The following is a 16,191-nucleotide window of genomic DNA, read 5'->3' as shown; positions in this document are numbered from 1 at the left end:
TCCCTGTTGCAATTCGAGAATAGCCGCCTGGCGCAAACCGGGCGGCTATTCTGCATGTTACGAGCGATGTTGCGGTGCCTACGTTAATGCACGATGGTGGTATCGGGAGTTAACGGAGCCTTGCCCAGCACCAGGATGTTCTCGGGCGTGCCGCGGAGCTCGGTGTTGGTGGGAACCACGTTGTTCTTGTCCAGGATGGCATTCTCAACGCGGGCGCCGCTCTTGATAATGCAGCTCTGGTTGATGATCGAGTTGGTCACCGAAGCGCCTTCCTCGACCACAACGCCGCGCGAAAGGATCGAGTTGCGCACGGTGCCCTTGATGATGCAGCCGGCCGAGATGATTGAGTTGCACGCGTGGCTGCCGGTCGCATAGCGCGAAGGCGGCACGTCGTGAGCCTTGGTCAGGATCGGGCGCTCGGGATCGAAGAGCTGATCGGCCACGGTCTGGTCGAGCAGGTCCATGCTGCGGCGGTACAGCGACTTCTCGCTAAACACGCCCACGACCTCGCCCTTGTACTCGTAGCTGCACACGTCGATGTTGCCAAAGTCGCCCTGGAGTGCCTCGAGCAGATCCAGATAGTCGGCGGCCTGGTAATGGTCGATGATCTCGAGCAGCGTCTCGCGGTTGACGATGCAGCAGTCCATGGAGGCGTTGTCGCCGTACACGACGCCGGCGCTCACGCCCGTCAGGCGGCCGTTCTCGTTGATCTGCAGCTTGGTCTCGTCATCGACGTTGCGCGTGGCCTTGCAGTACACCACGGTCATCTGAGCGCCGGAGTTCTCGTGCGCGTCGATGATGGTGTTGAGGTCCATGTTAAAGATGATGTTGGTGCCCATCATCACAACATAGGGCTTGTCCGAGCGCTGGAACAGCGTCTTGTTGGAGATGATGTCGCGCAACAGGAAGCGCATGCCGCCCTTGGTGGTGCCATACGCGTTGCCGGGCACCATGAACAGGCCGCCCTTCTTGCGGTCCAGGCCCCAATCCTTGCCCGAGCCCACGTGGTCGATCAGCGAGCGGTAGTTGCCCGGCATGACGACGCCGACGGTCTTAATGCCGGCATTCATCATGTTGGACAGCGGGAAGTCGATCAGGCGGTAGCGGCCCAAAAACGGAACGGACGCGATGGGGCGGTCCTTGAGCAGCACGCTGCCGTAGGTCGAAGAGTAGTTAGCGGTGATATAGCCGATGGCCTTGCGATTGATCATCGGATCATTCCCCCTTCCCGATAACGACGTCATTTCCAACGACGGCCGTATCCTTGGTGGTATCGACAGAGCCGAGCTTCACGCCCTCCTCGACCGTGGAGTTCTCGCCCAAAATAGCGCGGCAGATGTGCGCGCCGCTCTTAACGTGCGCACCCGGCAGCAGCACGGAGTCCTCGACCACGGCACGCTCCTCGATGATGACATCGGTCGAAAGGATCGAGTGGCGAGCGGTGCCGTAGATCTTGCAGCCGTTGGAGACCAGGCAGTCGTCCAGGCGGCCGTCCGGGCCAATGTAGTGCGGCGGACGCGTGGTGATGTTGGACATGATGGGGAAGTTCTTGTCAAACAGATCGAACTCGGGGTTGTTGCCCAGCAGGTCCATCGAGGTCTCGTGGAAGCTGGCGATGGTGCCAACATCCTTCCAAAAGCCGTGGAACTCGTAGCTGTACAGGCGCTTGCCCTCGCCGAGCAACTTGGGGATGATGTCTTTGCCAAAGTCGTGGCTCGAGCGCTGGTCCAGGGCGTCCGCCTCGAGCGCCTCGATCAGCACGTCGGCCGAGAAGATGTAGATGCCCATGGACGCGAGGTTCGAATCGGGCTTCTCGGGCTTCTCGGTAAACTTGGTGATGCGGCCGTCCTCGGGGTCGGTGGTCAGGATGCCAAAGCGGCTGGCCTCCTCCCACGGCACGGGCATAACGCTCACCGTGAGGTCGGCGTTGTTCTCAATGTGCGTCTTGAGCATCTTGCGGTAGTCCATGCGATACAGGTGATCGCCCGAAAGAATCAGGACGTACTTGGGGTCGTTGGCCTTGATGTAGTCGAGGTTCTGCGTAATGGCGTCGGCCGTGCCCGCATACCAGGCGCCGCCGGTCTGCGTCTCGTACGGCGGCAGGATCGACACGCCGCCGTCGCGGCTGTCCAGATCCCAAGCCTCGCCGGAGCCCACGTAGGCATGCAGCAGGTAGGGGCGATACTGCGTCAGAACGCCCACCGTGTCGATGCCCGAGTTGGAGCAGTTGGACAGCGAAAAGTCGATAATGCGGAACTTGCCACCAAAGCTAACCGCCGGCTTAGCGATCTTTTGGGTGAGTGCCCCCAATCGGCTGCCCTGTCCTCCTGCGAGGAGCATCGCGATGCATTCTTTCTTACTCATCGATTTCTCCTTCTGTCATCGATGTTCTTAAACCCATTAGCGACGGGCGCAGCGCAACGTCGCGCCCGTCGAGTAATGCCGTGCTGGCATAAGGGAGCTAGCACGGCATTACGCGTGCCAGATCTCGTCGCGGTACTCGCGAATGGTGCGGTCGCTCGAGAACCAGCCAGAGGAGGCGGTGTTGAGCAGAGCCTTGCGGTTCCAGGTCTCCTGGTCGCCGTAGCTGCCGGTGAGCTTCTCCCACGCATCCACGTAGCTGCGGAAATCGGCCATGACCAGGTCGGGGTCGTTGTTGTTCATGAGCTCGTTGTAGATGCTCTCGAAGTTGCCCGAAAGACCCGCAAAGGTGTTGTCCTTGAGCTCGTCCATCACGCGGCCCAGACGCTCACGGTCGCCGTTGAGGGTATCCCACGCAAAGTAGCTGTTCGATGCCCAGAGCTGCTCGACCTCGGGAGCGGTCAGGCCAAAGATGGCCTCGTTCTCGCGGCCGGCTAGGTCGGCGATCTCGATGTTGGCGCCGTCGAGGGTGCCCAGCGTAATGGCGCCGTTCATCATGAGCTTCATGTTGGACGTGCCCGAGGCCTCCTTGCCGGCCGTGGAGATCTGCTCCGAGATCTCGGCGGCGGGGTAGATGAGCTGGGCGTTGCTCACGCGGAAGTTGGGGATAAAGCAGACCTTCATGACCTCGTTGACGCGCGGGTCATTGTTGATGACGTCGGCCACGGAGTTAATGAGGCGGATGGTCTCCTTGGCAAAGGTGTAGCTCGAGGCAGCCTTGCCGCTAAAGATGAAGGTCGTCGGCGTTACGTGGAAGTTGGGATCGGCGATGCGACGGTTGTAGATGTCCATCACCTTCATGATGTTCATGAGCTGGCGCTTGTAGGCGTGGAAGCGCTTTACCTGAACATCGAAGACGGTGTTGGGGTCAATGACCAGACCAGTCTCGGCCTTAACGTAGGCGGCAAGGCGCTCCTTGTTGGCGCGCTTGGAGGCACCCACGGCCTTCAGGAACTCGGTATCGTTCTGGAACTCTTTGAGTTTCTCCAGCTCAAAGGCGTTCTTCAGCCAGCCGTCGCCAATGGCCTCGGTCACGAGCTTGGCGTAGGTGGGGTTGGCCTCGGCAAAGAAGCGACGGTGCGAGATGCCGTTGGTCTTGTTGTTGAACTTCTCGGGCGTCAGGGCATAGAAGTCCTTGAGCACGATGTTCTTGATGATGTCGGAGTGGATCTTGGCCACGCCGTTGACGCTGTGGCTGCAGATCACGGACAGGTTGGCCATGCGAATCTCGCCGTCCCACAGGATGGCGGTCTGACGCAGACGCTCCTGCCAGCCCTCCTGCGTGGTGTCGAACGACTCGTGCCAACGACGGCTGATCTCGTCGATGATCTGGTACACGCGGGGGAGGAGCTTGGAGAACATGCCGATGGGCCACTTCTCCAGGGCCTCGGGCAGGATGGTGTGGTTGGTGTAGCTCACGACCTGCGTCACGATGTTCCAGGCGTCGTCCCACTCGAGCTTCTTCTCGTCGATGAGGATGCGCATGAGCTCGGGTCCGCACATGGCGGGGTGCGTGTCGTTGGTGTGGATGGCCACAAACTGCGGCAGCAGCTCCCAGTTCTCGCCGTGCTCCTTCTCAAAGGTGTCTAGCAGGCTGTAGATGCCGGCCGAGACAAACAGGTACTCCTGCTTCAGGCGCAGCAGGCGGCCGTGCTCGCCGGCGTCGTTGGGGTAGAGGATGGCGCTGATGGCCTCGGCCTCGGCGCGCTCGGCGTCGGCCAGGGCATAGTCGCCGCGGTTGAAGGCCTCAAGGTCAAAGTGCTCCTCGACCGGCTCGGCAGCCCAGACGCGCAGCTTGTTGACAGTCTCGCCGGCATAGCCCACGACGGGGATGTCATAAGGGACGGCCAGGATGTCCTGCGTGTCCACCGTGCGGTAGAACGTGCGACCGTTCTCCTCAAAGCCCTCAACGTGACCACCAAACTTGATGGTTACGGCCTTGTCCTGACGGCGGACCTCCCAGGGATAGCCGTGGGTAAGCCACTCGTCGGTGGCCTCGACCTGGCTGCCGTTGACGATCTCCTGCTTAAACAGGCCGTAGCGGTAGCGCATACCGTTGCCGTAGCCGGCAATGCCCTCGGCTGCCATCGAATCCAAAAAGCATGCGGCAAGACGGCCCAGGCCACCGTTGCCCAGCGCCGGATCGGGCTCCTGGTTTTCGATGACGGACAGGTCGAAACCCATGTCGTCGAGCGCCTCGGCGACCATGTCGCGCACGCCAAAGTTGAGCAGGTAGTTGTCGAGCAGGCGGCCGATCAAAAACTCGATCGAGAAGTAATACACGCGCTTCTTGCCCTCGGCGGTCACACGGGCGTCGCTGGTGGTGGCAACGGTGCGTGCCTTCTCGGCCACGAGCTTGGCCAGGGCGTTAAAGCGGTCGAGGTCGCTGGCGGCCTCGACGCTCTTGCCGCTGATGCTCATGACAGCATCGCGATAGAGCTCGGTAAACTCCTGCTTGTTGTCGAAGATCTTATTCATACGTTCCTTTCCCCCGGGGATGTTTCTCCCGGAACGGTTATGACTTGTATCCTACGCCTCGGCGAGGCGGGTAGTTACAACTGTAACGGCTTTGTTACGCATCCTTGCCAGACGCTTTAACAGCGCCTGCCTTAGCCTTGGGAGCAGCCTTTTTATTGGTTGCCTTCTTGGCCTTGGGCTTAGCCGTAGCCTTGGCAGCGGGCTTGGCGGTCTTCGCCTTAACCGGAGCCTTCTTAGCAGCCGCGGCCTTGGGCTTCACCGAGGACGTGCGCTTATGCGCCGCCTTCTTGGGCTTCTCGACCACCGGCGGCTTGTAGCTGCTGGGACCGCGGCGTTTGAGCACCACGCCTGCCAGGCCGGGCACCTTCATCTCGATGGAGTCCATCTGCCCGTTCCAGGGATAGGGCTCGCTCGAACAGGTGTAGGGCTCCTCACCGGCGTATCCGCTGCCGCCAAACTCGGGACGGTCGGAATCGAAGATGACCTCCCAGTCGCCCTCGCGCGGCACGCCCACGCGGAAGCTCTCGTAGCTCGCCGGGTCAAAGTTGATCAGGATCACCAGGTCGTCATCGACGTCCTCGCCCTGACGGACAAAGCTCACGATGGACTGCTTGGAGTTGTCCGCGTCGATCCAGGTAAAGCCATCGTCGGTGTAGCCGCGCTCGTACAGGGCGGGCTCGGCGGTATACAGGTGGTTAAGCGCCTTGATAAACGCCTGATGATGACGGTGGGTCTCGTACTCCTCGGTCAAGAACCACTGAATGGACTCGTAGTAGCGCCATTCAATAAACTGGCCGATCTCGTTGCCCATAAAGTTGAGCTTGGCACCGGGGTGCGTCATCTGGTAGAAGGCCAGCGTGCGCAGGCCGGCAAACTGGCGCCACCAGTCGCCCGGCATACGGCCGATGAGCGAGCACTTGCCGTGCACGACTTCGTCGTGGCTCAGCGGACAGATAAAGTTCTCGGTAAAGGCATACATGATGGAGAACGTGAGCAGGCCGTGGTTGCCGGGGCGCCACGGATAATCGGTCTGCATGTAGTGCAGGGTGTCGTTCATCCAGCCCATGTCCCACTTGTAGTGGAAACCCAGGCCGCCGTCCTGCGGCGGGTAGGTCACGAGCGGCCACGCGGTGGACTCCTCGGCCATCATCATCACGTCGGGGTAGTGCGCCTCTACAGCGCAATTAACTTGACGGATAAACGCGCTGGCGTCCAGGTCCTCCTCGGTACCGTACTTGTTGAACTTCTTTTGGCCGGGATCGTCGATTCCAAAGTTGAGGTACAGCATGCTGGACACGCCGTCCATGCGAATGCCGTCCACGTGGAAGTTCTCGAGCCAGTACAGCACGTTGGAGACCAGGAAGGAGCGGACCTCGCCGCGGGCGAAGTCAAACTTGTGCGTGCCCCAGTTGGGGTGAATCTCGTGCTCAAACAGCATGTGGCCGTTGAAGGTGGCAAGGCCGTGGGAGTCGGCGCAAAAACCGCCGGGTACCCAGTCCATGATCACGCCGATGCCTGCCTCGTGGCACGCATCGATAAAGTGCATGAGCTGCTGCGGGTTGCCGTAGCGCGACGTGGCGGCATAGTAGCCGGTCGTCTGGTAGCCCCAGGAGCCATCGAAGGGATGCTCCATAAGCGGCATTACCTCAATGTGCGTGTAGCCCATGTCGCGCACGTAGTCCACGAGCTCCACCGACAGGTCGTCGTAGGTATAGAACTCGCCGCGCTGCGCGGGGAAGGGATCCATGGGTCCGGGGTAGTTGCCGTACTCGTCGGGCTCGCCCTGCGGCGCGTCGCCGTGGCGCTTCCACGAGCCAATATGCACCTCGTAGATGTTGAGCGGCTGCGACATGTGGTTGTGGCCGGCGCGGCGCTTGAGCCACGCGGCGTCATTCCACTTGTAGCCATCGAGGGTCCACAGCACGCTCGCGGTACCCGGAGGGCACTCGGCCTTAAAGGCATACGGATCGGCCTTGTAGAGCTTCTCGCCCTCGTTGGTCTCGATGAGATATTTATAGAGCTGGCCCTGCTCGGCGCCAGGAATAAAGCCTTCCCAAATAGCGCTCGTATGAACGGGCACCAGTGGGTTGGCTTCCTCATCCCAGTCGTTAAATTCGCCAATGACATGGACACTCTTTACATCGGGCGCCCAAACGCAAAAGCGCCAGCCGCGCGTACGGTTCTGCGTGTCGGGATGCGCGCCCATCTTTTCCCAGCTGCGCTCCCACATTCCAATGCCAAACAGATAGACATCGTCCTTAGAGAGCTCCGGTGCGTGCGGAGCCGGTTTGCGAGTTGCGGGCTTTTTAGCCGTTGGCTTTAGCTTTGTATCGCTCACGTTTGATCCCATCATGACGCGGCAGCGTGTTGCCTTGGTGACTAGATGCGAAAGGTCCAAGGCTGCACGAATCGAAGGGACGGCGAAGTTTCTGTGATTCGTTCCACCTCGCGTGCTCGGTGGAACTTTCGGCAGAAACTACGATAACACCTGTGCGTTAGTTTTATGGACGAAAGCGGATTTGCGGGGGCGTTTAATCGGTAAGCGACATGTTTATACCACTGGCAGAATTGACGTGGTAAAACTCTTGACAGTTTTACCAATTTGGGTTTCAAAATTGTTTGGCTGACGTTTGGTAAAACGTTTTTAGCAGGATGTTTACCATTTGATATCGAAAGGTTCGTTTATGTCCCATACCGCCGCTCCCAAGGTTGCTTTTATTTTCGATTGCGACGGCACGCTGGTTAATAGCACCCCCGTTTGGGCCTATGCACAGCCCGAGTTATTGCACCGCCACGGTGTCGACGTGACCGTGGATGACTTTGCCCAATTTGAGCACCTGTCGCTGGAGGACGAGTGCCAGGCCTACCACGACACGTGGGGCATTGGCGCGAATGGCGAGGAGCTGTATCGCGAGCTGGGCGAGATTTTGATTGATGGGTACTCCAAGGTGTCGCCGCGCGAGGGTCTCCTGGCATTTTTGGAGCAGGCGAAGGCGGCGGGCATTGCCATGTGCGTGGCTACGTCCACGCCGGCCGAGCTGGTGCAGTCCGCGCTCGCTGGTGCCGGGCTCGACGCTTACATGGAATTTGTTACCACGACGGGCGAGGCAGGACGCTCCAAACAGTTCCCCGACGTATACGAGCTGGCGCTGCGCCGCCTGGAAGAGCGCCATGGGCACAAGTTTGAGCGCGCATGGGTGTTTGAGGACGCCGTTTTTGGCCTTAAGAGCTCTGGGGTCGCCGGCTTTAAGCGCGTGGGCATCTATGACCCGCACGGCCGCATGAAGCGCGACGAGGTGCGTTCCAACTGCGATATCTTTATCGACAGCTATGAAGAGCTGGACCTTGACCGTGTGCTTTCGTTTGAGGGATAGGCGAGGGCTGTGGCTTGCAAAGTATTATTGGTCTGCGGCTCGCCCGTGGTGGCAAGCGCGGATCTGTTGCGTAGGCTAGCAGGGGAGTGCGACCACGTTGTCGCCGTGGACCGCGGACTCGACGCGCTGCTGGGCGCGGGATTGGGCTGCGACGTCTATGTGGGGGATGCCGACACGGTGAGCGATGCGGGCCGCGCGTTGGTCGATGCCGCCACCGATTTTGAAGTTGAGCGCCACGACCCGTACAAGGACCATACCGATCTGGCGCTGGCGCTCGATTCCGTCCGCCGTCGCTGGCCGGGTGCCGAAGTGGTTGCGACCTGCGCCACCGGCGGCCGCCCGGATATGGCCCTTTCCGTACTGGGGCTGCTCGCGAGCTACGAGGATGCTCCCATCTGGATCGCCGAGGACAAGGTGGTCGCCCGCATCCTGCGCGGAGGCGAATCGTGGACCATCGAGGGCTCTGAAGGTAAGACGTTCTCCATCATTGCCATAGCCCCTGGGACGGTTGCAAGCGAGCACGGCCTTGAATGGGAACTAGATCACAGCCCCTTGGGCCTGTTGGCCGACACCGGCATCAGCAACGTCGTCAGGTCAACAGCAACGATCCAAGTCCACACCGGTATCGCCATCGCGTACCTCTACAAAAAAGGGCAATAACATCAGGGTTTTTATCCGCCGTCCCAGGAAAACCGTAAGGCAGAGAATCAATCCAAAATTCCCCCTTGCACCCCACGCCAACTTCCCCTATAGTATTTCCTCGTCACGGGGGCGTAGCTCAGCTGGGAGAGCGCTTGACTGGCAGTCAAGAGGTCAGGGGTTCGATCCCCCTCGTCTCCACCACCGTGAATGCAAAGCCTCCGGGAAACCGGAGGCTTTTTTCATATACAGCCATCGCGCAAACCATAGTGACGCCACACCAACACCCACACCCCAAAAAGTTGCGCAATTTACTTCTCGCTTTTGTACATAGTTTGTTAACCCAGCTTAATTTCTTTTTACATTTCACGCCCTCAGCTTTGCAGCTCGGGTGATGTGCGCCAGCAGGCACACCTGCATAACCTGCGTCAGTGTGAACAAGTTCGCAAAATAACCACCTTAAGCACTGCGAATGAATGATATGTTGCCGCGCACGGCCTCAATCGGTTCTGGCCGCCTTGTGTTAGGATATCTTCCGCTACATGGGTTCAACTGCGCTCACGGTTTAACTGGTCGCGAAGCACAGGGTAGATCAGCATCCGGCCGTAACGGCGGTGCCAGAAAAACCACGAGCTCCAATAGCGTCGTCATGCGTATCGCATCGAATGGCTTACACTTTTCTATGTACAAGCTTTTTCGAACCGATATTTCATGACAATTCGCAGCAGTCCTACAGCTGTTTGCGTGCGGTCCAGTTTTGTTCCTGCTTGACTGGGTCGCACGCAGCCAGCTGGAGACGCGGTCATTTTGCGATACACGTCCGCGTCTCTAGCCACTGCACTCATATTATGAGTATGTCTAATCTAAAATTTCAGGATGACGGCCGCCTGAAGCTGCTGATCATCGTGGGCACCCGCCCCGAGGTCATCCGCCTGTCCGAGGTCATCAAGAAGTGCCGCCGCCACTTCGACTGCCTGCTGGCGCACACCGGGCAGAACTACGACTACACCTTGAACGGCATCTTCTTCCGCGACCTGTCGCTCGACGACCCGGATGTCTACCTGGACGCCGTGGGCGCCGACCTGGGCGAGACCGTGGGCAACATCATCGCCGCGAGCTACAGGCTCATGGTCCAGGTCCAGCCCGACGCGCTGCTGATCCTGGGCGACACCAACAGCTGCCTGTCCGCCGTCGCGGCCAAGCGCCTGCACATCCCCATCTTCCACATGGAGGCGGGCAACCGCTGCAAGGACGAGTGCATGCCCGAGGAGACCAACCGCCGCATCGTCGACGTGATCTCCGACGTCAACCTGGCCTACTCCGAGCACGCCCGCCGCTACCTCAGGGACACCGGCTGCGCCCCCGAGCGCACCTACGTCACGGGCTCGCCCATGGCCGAGGTCCTGCGCGCCAACCTCGAGAAAATCGAGGCCTCAAAAGTGCTCTCCGAGCTCGGCCTCGAGCCGAAGCGCTACATGCTGCTCTCCGCCCACCGTGAGGAGAACATCGACACCGAGGCGAACTTCACGAGCCTGTTCACCGCGATCAACGCGCTTGCCGAGAAATACGACATGCCGATCCTGTACTCCTGCCACCCGCGCTCCCGCAAGCGCCTGGAGGCCACCGGCTTCGAGCTCGACCCGCGCGTGCGCATGCACGAGCCCATGGGCTTCCACGACTACAACTGCCTGCAGATGAACGCCTTCGCCGTGGTGTCCGACTCCGGCACCCTGCCCGAGGAGTCCAGCTTCTTCGCGAGCGTCGGGCGCCCGTTCCCGGCGGTGTGCATCCGCACCTCCACCGAGCGCCCCGAGGCGCTGGACAAGGCGTGCTTCACGCTCGCCGGTATCAGCGAGCGCGGCCTGCTGCAGGCCGTCCACACCGCCGTCGAGCTCGACGCCGAGGGGTCGCTGCCCGAGGCGCCCGTTCCCGACTACGCAGACGAGACCGTGTCCACCAAGGTGGTCAAGATCATCCAGAGCTACACCGGCGTGGTAGACAAGATGGTGTGGAGGAAGAACCTGTAATCGTCAAGGTTTGAACTATGGAGTCGCTGGATGGCGAAAGAATCCGATAACTTTGCCAGGAATTTAGCAATTTCAGTTGTAACCGGCCTGTTTGTTATTGGTGCCGAAGTAGCTGCAGCCTATTTGGTGCTACGGGTGGAAAGTCCACTACTTGTCAACAATGTTGTTGGATTCGCAGGCGATTATGAAAAAGCGACGGACAGGATTTAAGAGCTCAGAGAAGAGGTCGCTGGACAGAAGCGCCTGAAATCGTGGGAAAGCAATAGTTCTGATTCCGTTGCCGCAATAATAATTACTAACGCAATCGTTGAGTAGCCTTTGTTGTGCTCGCTTTAAATAAGAGTACCTCAGAAATGGCTTTGAGTATTTAATATCTGAGAAGCGGTGCTGGGATTTTGGGTTTTCTTGAGCTCCTAACAGGGTAGGTTCTACGTCCTCTGCCTTATTAGGAACTCAAGAAGCCTTCTAATTTGTTATAAAATTAACTTGATTTGATTCATTAAGAAGATCGCTCTTAGATCTAAACGTAAGGTGGTTCAAATTGCAAATTTCAGGATTCTTTTCCTATGCTCATGCAGACAATGCCTATGATTTTTTGAGTCATTTGAAAGATGATTTATGTACAGAGTTTAATATCCTCAGCGGCTCAACCCTTGATTTGTATATTGACCGCGAATCAATTGCCTGGGGCGATAACTGGCGTAAAAGCATAGCATCCGGCATTAATGATGCCGGCTTCTTCATTCCAATATTAAGTCCCAATTACTTTAATAGCGGTTCTTGTAGAGCCGAGCTAACTCAATATATGGGAAAATCAAAAGAATTAGGCGTGAAAGACCTTCTTCTTCCTCTGCTTCTTGCGGATATTAAATCTGAGTCGCTTGGACTGGACACTACTCTCGTTTCGAATGTGCTTGAGTATCAATATCTGGACATTTCAGATCTTCGGTTTCTCGAAAGGGGCTCCGGTCAATATATTAAAGTTGTCAACAATGCAGCAAGGAAGCTGTGGGAAGCAAATGGCCGACTTATTTCAATGGTGGATGTAGACTCTTATACACACCATGACAACATTGAACATATTCCTGCAGATGTTAACGGGGGGCATGAGGAGTCCTCCAATGATGACGGCAGCTTTCTTTTAGATTCTATAGCCGATTTTCAGCCTACCCTGGATGATATGACCGCCTCAACGGAACTAATTAATTCGGATATTGTGTCTATTGGAGGATGCATAAATAAGGCAAACGATCTGATTGAAAAGAAGCGGAAGCTAAACCAGTTGGATCCAAAAGTGGCATTAGCGTTGACTGGGCAACTTGCTACAGAGCTAAGACCTATTTCTTCTTCATATGCTGAGCATGCTGACCAGTTTTTAGATGCTGTTAATAAAACAGAACGTGTTTTAACTCCTTTATTTACTTACTGGAAGAATTTTAATTCCGAAGAAGATAATTTGGAATCGTTCCAGAATTTAATAATTGCCACAAAAGAAGCTAGGGCAAAAGTGCAGTCATTTAAAGACAGCATTGAGCCCGCGAAGCGGCTTTCGCGTTCGTTGTTTAAAACCATGCAGTCAATTGAATCCTCGACTTCAATTTGCCTTGCGGCTATGGATGTTGTAATTGGCTGGCAAGAATTGCTCGATGATTAATATCTGACGCCATCATATTTTCGATACGGCTCGCTCATTGGATGTGGAATTTAGTGACCATGAAGTCCAACTCCGACAATTTACGCGTTAGCTCTATTCAGGCCGTCATGAAGCACGTGAAGGCCAAGGGCGTGCGCGTGGTGGTCTACGAGCCCTCGCTGGACGCGCCGGAGTTCTTCGGGTCTGAGCTCACGCACGACCTGGAGGCCTTCAAGGCCGGCTGCGACGTGATCGTCGCCAACCGCTGGAGCGACGAGCTCGCGGACGTGGCGGACAAGGTGTACACGAGGGATCTGTTTAAGCGGGATTAGGGGTGCAACAGTTCGCATTGAGCGTGCATCGCCTTCCGTTGATTGACTGTGATGAGGATGAGGGACCATCGGCTAGCGTCGATGGCCCTCATCCCTTTTAGGTAAATAAAATGCCGTTCGAATGTCTGGGCCAATACGTGTGCCACTGTTTAACGTTAAGCTGACACCAATGGATAGAATCAAGTGGCGAGGAAATACTCGTCCTTGCATTTTGTCGTTTGCTAAAAAACCTATATCTTTTGCTAAAATTCCAATTGGTTGTTCCGTAATCTTCGTTTCGATTCAGTAATTTCTGGCGGTATATTCGGCATGGTTAAACCATCTGAGTTCGATAGCTTTGCAATCTATGCCTCTAGCGTTTCAGGTGAAGATATTTCGCTCTCAATTGATGTAAATGTTTGGATTGATAGGAAACAAGGTTGCGACCTAGATTTCGGCATTAGCATCCCTCCCACATCAGAATCCGGAATTATGACGATTTATGTTCCGTATCGATTCTCAAGGAAGCAGATTATTGATTTGTCCTACATGTTGCACGATCGCTATATTTATCGCGCAATTTTCAATGAAAACAAGATGATTAGGGATGCGTTAATTGCGCCTGGAGGCTCTGATAATTCTAGTGACAATAATTTTGCGATTTGTTCGCTAAGCTTATCTAGCTTGGTGTTAAAACGCCATTCTCAAGGGGGCTCGCTTCTTCAATTTCGCTTTAACGACAACGACCAAATTACCCCTAAGTACTATAGATTTAGGCTTCCAATTCCGCCATTAGATTTATCCATCGCTAGCGTCGGTGATCTGCGAGAGGTCATTGTTGGGCCTATTATTCCATTCCGCACTTTTGCTTTTATTGAGTTTAATCAATTGCGTGGTCTTCCGGAAGACATTGGTCATGACTTGATCTGTTCACAAAGTAAAATTGCCAAAGTAAAGTTAGCTTTAGTGGCGGATGCCGAATGGACCGTTGAATCATGGATGACTCCATATAAAGTTCGTCAGCTTGAAACGCAAGGTTGGGGTAATTACCAGGAGAAGCTCTTGCCAATTGGTCATTCATGGTTCCAGAGAAAGCCACGATATACTGTTTACCAATGGGAAGAAGCCCAAAGTTCATCTATTTTTGAGTTTTGTTTATCTCGTAAAGTAATAAGTATCAAGACCATTCTTTTCTACCTATTCGTTTTAGTTGGGGTCGATTTAATTACTAATGCGCTCGTGAGCTGCGCACAAACCCTGTCACCTATACTTATTGATTTAGCTTCAAAATGCATACAAGGAGTTTGGTAAAGTGAAAATAGCAACAATGGCTATTATGAAAATACGTCACGAGTTTTTCGACATGATTGTTTCGGGTGTAAAGAAATATGAGGTCAGAGACATGTCCCTTGAAGGCGTGGACATTATTGTCTATCGCGATTCTGTCACAGACTCATATCTCGGTTCATTCTATGTTGAGAAAGTCATTAAATTTAATCGGTCGGAAGACGAACTCGTCTGCAAATTATCGTCCGTTGATTCCTATACTTTCCTAGAACTTTTCCCTATACCTGAAAATGGTGGCCCAATCAATCTGTGGGCAGCAAAGCTTTCGACTCAAGTGTCACTGAAAGAGCTATTCGGCTCTAGTAACTTTTCTTAAAGCCAGAAATTTCGGAGGAATTGCTATGGGAAATACTAGGGGATCTTTAATCAAAGAGATCTCGTGCTCAAACCTTGATGTTAACGATAGTTTCTTTGATTCACTCCGAGATAATTATGGGCCTGAATTCGATAGGTGGTTTAAAGAAAAATGCGTTGATGGCGGGCGCAATGCACTCGTAATTCGAGAAGGAGAGAACCTGTACGGTCTTTGCATATTTAAGGTCGAGCATAATGAGCCTATAAATAGTGATGGAGATATTCCTTGTGAAATAGCACTCAAGATATGCACCTTTAAAGTTTCGGACGAGGCGCGTGGAGTTAAGTTTGGTGAAAGACTGCTCCGTTCTGTTTTTGAAAAGTGCTACAGCGAGGTAATTCCATTCATTTATCTTACGACAGGCTCAATTCAGGAGTCGCTTATCAAACTTCTTGAAGAATTCGGTTTTCATCAATACGGAACCATAAAATCGCGTGGCGCAAAAATCGCTGATTGCGTTTTTGGCAAGTGGATTACACCACACCATGATAGTCATATTCTTGATAAAGATATGTTTGCTCGTGAGTTTTTTCCGTCTTACAAGGATGATTCAACTGTCGGAAAGTTTCTTGTCCCAATTCAGCCAGAATGGCACGAGAAATTATTTCCCGATATATCAGATTTCCGCCACTCGTTGTTTGGGCAAACTCTGCAATTCCAAGCATCAGAAGGCAATGCAATCCGTAAAGCCTATGTTTGCAAGTCATCTATAAATCGCATCATGTCGGGCGACCTATTGTTTTTCTATCGAAGCAGAGATAGACACTCCGTTGAGGCCTATGGTGTTGTAAGAACTTGTGCGAGAACGAAAGATTTCTGCACAGTATTGAAGTTAATAAAGGGGCGAACAGTTTACACTGACTCCGACCTTAGAGCACTTATGGGGGAAGTGGATCATGGCTTGCTTGTTATTAGCTTCGATCTTTTGGGTTATATACATCCGCCAATTGATGTCAATGATATGAAAAGATATGGAATAACTATTCCCCAAAGCATTGTGCGCATCGGCGAAAGCGCTTATATGAATATATTCAGGCAGAAACAATTATGGCAGCAATATTAATTTCAATTAAGAAGCAGTACTCAGATTTAATATTTGAAGGCTCGAAAACTGTCGAGTATAGGAAGGTGCTGCCATCTAAACCAGTCGATCGTTGCTTCATATATGAATCAAGAGGTTCTGGTAGGGTTGTCGGTTATTTTACGTTATCAAAAACCACGAGCTGTTCCCTGACAGAGGCATGGAGCTTAACATCCGACGCCGGCGCACTGAGTAAAACCCAGTTCGATATTTATTATGAGGGAAGAAGCAAATCGGTTTTATTTTATATTGCTTCTTGCCATAGGTTTGATAAGCCTTTTGAGCTTAGCGAGTTGGGAATAAAAAGGGCCCCACAATCTTTCATTTACCTTTCTGATGCTGAGGCCGATCAATTGGAGTCACGCCCAAGCTATTCCATAAATGAACGATTTAATTCCATTTAACAGTTAGATTTTTCGAAGGACCACGTTGTAATCCAACTTGAACTGGCCAGTATCGAATAACGCCGATGCTGGCCAGTTCAAGATTTGGGAAAAGAAGCTCCTGCCATATTGTCCATTGTCT

Annotated in this window: 13 protein-coding genes and 1 tRNA gene; 10 read left to right on the top strand and 4 right to left on the bottom strand. The window is 54.4% G+C overall.

Annotation, left to right across the window (positions count from 1 at the left end):
- Positions 1–83: 83 nt before the first annotated feature.
- The 4 genes from glgD to glgB form a co-directional block, all read right to left on the bottom strand.
- Positions 84–1,211: a glucose-1-phosphate adenylyltransferase subunit GlgD gene (gene glgD, locus AAAX36_RS04310; RefSeq protein ID WP_349074186.1), complete on the bottom strand. Its 1,128-nt coding sequence runs from the start codon at positions 1,209–1,211 to the stop codon at positions 84–86.
- A 4-nt stretch (positions 1,212–1,215) separates the two neighbouring features.
- Positions 1,216–2,364: a glucose-1-phosphate adenylyltransferase gene (locus AAAX36_RS04305; protein ID WP_195361510.1), complete on the bottom strand. Its 1,149-nt coding sequence runs from the start codon at positions 2,362–2,364 to the stop codon at positions 1,216–1,218.
- A 108-nt stretch (positions 2,365–2,472) separates the two neighbouring features.
- Positions 2,473–4,899 (bottom strand): glycogen/starch/alpha-glucan phosphorylase, encoded by a 2,427-nt coding sequence (locus AAAX36_RS04300; RefSeq protein ID WP_349074183.1) that lies wholly within the window; start codon positions 4,897–4,899, stop codon positions 2,473–2,475.
- A 94-nt stretch (positions 4,900–4,993) separates the two neighbouring features.
- The gene (gene glgB / locus AAAX36_RS04295; RefSeq protein WP_349074278.1) at positions 4,994–7,252 is read right to left on the bottom strand and encodes a 1,4-alpha-glucan branching protein GlgB; all 2,259 of its coding nucleotides are present in this window, start codon (positions 7,250–7,252) and stop codon (positions 4,994–4,996) included.
- Between the two features lie 331 nt (positions 7,253–7,583).
- Here glgB and AAAX36_RS04290 point away from each other — a divergent pair, with 331 nt between their 5' ends.
- The 10 genes from AAAX36_RS04290 (at position 7,584) to AAAX36_RS04245 (ending at position 15,648) form a co-directional block, all read left to right on the top strand.
- Positions 7,584–8,273 (top strand): HAD family phosphatase, encoded by a 690-nt coding sequence (locus AAAX36_RS04290; RefSeq protein WP_349074181.1) that lies wholly within the window; start codon positions 7,584–7,586, stop codon positions 8,271–8,273.
- A gap of 9 nt (positions 8,274–8,282) precedes the next feature.
- A complete protein-coding gene (locus AAAX36_RS04285) occupies positions 8,283–8,933 on the top strand; it encodes a thiamine diphosphokinase (protein WP_349074178.1) in 651 nt (216 codons plus the stop codon).
- A 107-nt stretch (positions 8,934–9,040) separates the two neighbouring features.
- A tRNA-Ala gene (locus AAAX36_RS04280) sits at positions 9,041–9,116 on the top strand.
- Between the two features lie 650 nt (positions 9,117–9,766).
- A complete protein-coding gene (gene wecB, locus AAAX36_RS04275) occupies positions 9,767–10,939 on the top strand; it encodes a UDP-N-acetylglucosamine 2-epimerase (non-hydrolyzing) (protein WP_349074175.1) in 1,173 nt (390 codons plus the stop codon).
- Positions 10,940–10,969: 30 nt separating this feature from the next.
- Complete coding sequence (locus tag AAAX36_RS04270; RefSeq protein WP_349074173.1) at positions 10,970–11,149, top strand: hypothetical protein; 180 nt, start codon at positions 10,970–10,972, stop codon at positions 11,147–11,149.
- Between the two features lie 331 nt (positions 11,150–11,480).
- Positions 11,481–12,593: a TIR domain-containing protein gene (locus tag AAAX36_RS04265; RefSeq protein ID WP_349074171.1), complete on the top strand. Its 1,113-nt coding sequence runs from the start codon at positions 11,481–11,483 to the stop codon at positions 12,591–12,593.
- Between the two features lie 59 nt (positions 12,594–12,652).
- A complete protein-coding gene (locus tag AAAX36_RS04260) occupies positions 12,653–12,904 on the top strand; it encodes a UDP binding domain-containing protein (protein ID WP_349074169.1) in 252 nt (83 codons plus the stop codon).
- Positions 12,905–13,213: 309 nt separating this feature from the next.
- Positions 13,214–14,194 (top strand): hypothetical protein, encoded by a 981-nt coding sequence (locus AAAX36_RS04255; RefSeq protein ID WP_349074168.1) that lies wholly within the window; start codon positions 13,214–13,216, stop codon positions 14,192–14,194.
- 1 nt (position 14,195) lies between these two features.
- Positions 14,196–14,546 (top strand): ASCH domain-containing protein, encoded by a 351-nt coding sequence (locus AAAX36_RS04250; RefSeq protein WP_349074166.1) that lies wholly within the window; start codon positions 14,196–14,198, stop codon positions 14,544–14,546.
- 25 nt (positions 14,547–14,571) lie between these two features.
- The gene (locus AAAX36_RS04245) at positions 14,572–15,648 is read left to right on the top strand and encodes a hypothetical protein (protein ID WP_349074163.1); all 1,077 of its coding nucleotides are present in this window, start codon (positions 14,572–14,574) and stop codon (positions 15,646–15,648) included.
- Positions 15,649–16,191 lie beyond the last annotated feature (543 nt).

The sequence above is a fragment of the Collinsella sp. CLA-ER-H10 genome (assembly GCF_040092475.1).
Classification (GTDB): Bacteria; Actinomycetota; Coriobacteriia; order Coriobacteriales; family Coriobacteriaceae; genus Collinsella.
The sequence above is the reverse complement of the archived record's forward strand: the minus strand, read 5'-3'. Positions and strand labels throughout refer to the sequence as shown.

Excerpts from the sequence above, each read along its gene's own strand:
- glgD (WP_349074186.1), bottom strand. The coding sequence starts at position 1,211 with ATGATCAATCGCAAGGCCATCGGCTATATCACCGCTAACTACTCTTCG.
- AAAX36_RS04305 (WP_195361510.1), bottom strand. The coding sequence starts at position 2,364 with ATGAGTAAGAAAGAATGCATCGCGATGCTCCTCGCAGGAGGACAGGGC.
- AAAX36_RS04300 (WP_349074183.1), bottom strand. The coding sequence starts at position 4,899 with ATGAATAAGATCTTCGACAACAAGCAGGAGTTTACCGAGCTCTATCGC.
- glgB (WP_349074278.1), bottom strand. The coding sequence starts at position 7,252 with ATGATGGGATCAAACGTGAGCGATACAAAGCTAAAGCCAACGGCTAAA.
- AAAX36_RS04290 (WP_349074181.1), top strand. The coding sequence starts at position 7,584 with ATGTCCCATACCGCCGCTCCCAAGGTTGCTTTTATTTTCGATTGCGAC.
- wecB (WP_349074175.1), top strand. The coding sequence starts at position 9,767 with ATGTCTAATCTAAAATTTCAGGATGACGGCCGCCTGAAGCTGCTGATC.
- AAAX36_RS04270 (WP_349074173.1), top strand. The coding sequence starts at position 10,970 with ATGGCGAAAGAATCCGATAACTTTGCCAGGAATTTAGCAATTTCAGTT.
- AAAX36_RS04260 (WP_349074169.1), top strand. The coding sequence starts at position 12,653 with ATGAAGTCCAACTCCGACAATTTACGCGTTAGCTCTATTCAGGCCGTC.
- AAAX36_RS04255 (WP_349074168.1), top strand. The coding sequence starts at position 13,214 with ATGGTTAAACCATCTGAGTTCGATAGCTTTGCAATCTATGCCTCTAGC.
- AAAX36_RS04245 (WP_349074163.1), top strand. The coding sequence starts at position 14,572 with ATGGGAAATACTAGGGGATCTTTAATCAAAGAGATCTCGTGCTCAAAC.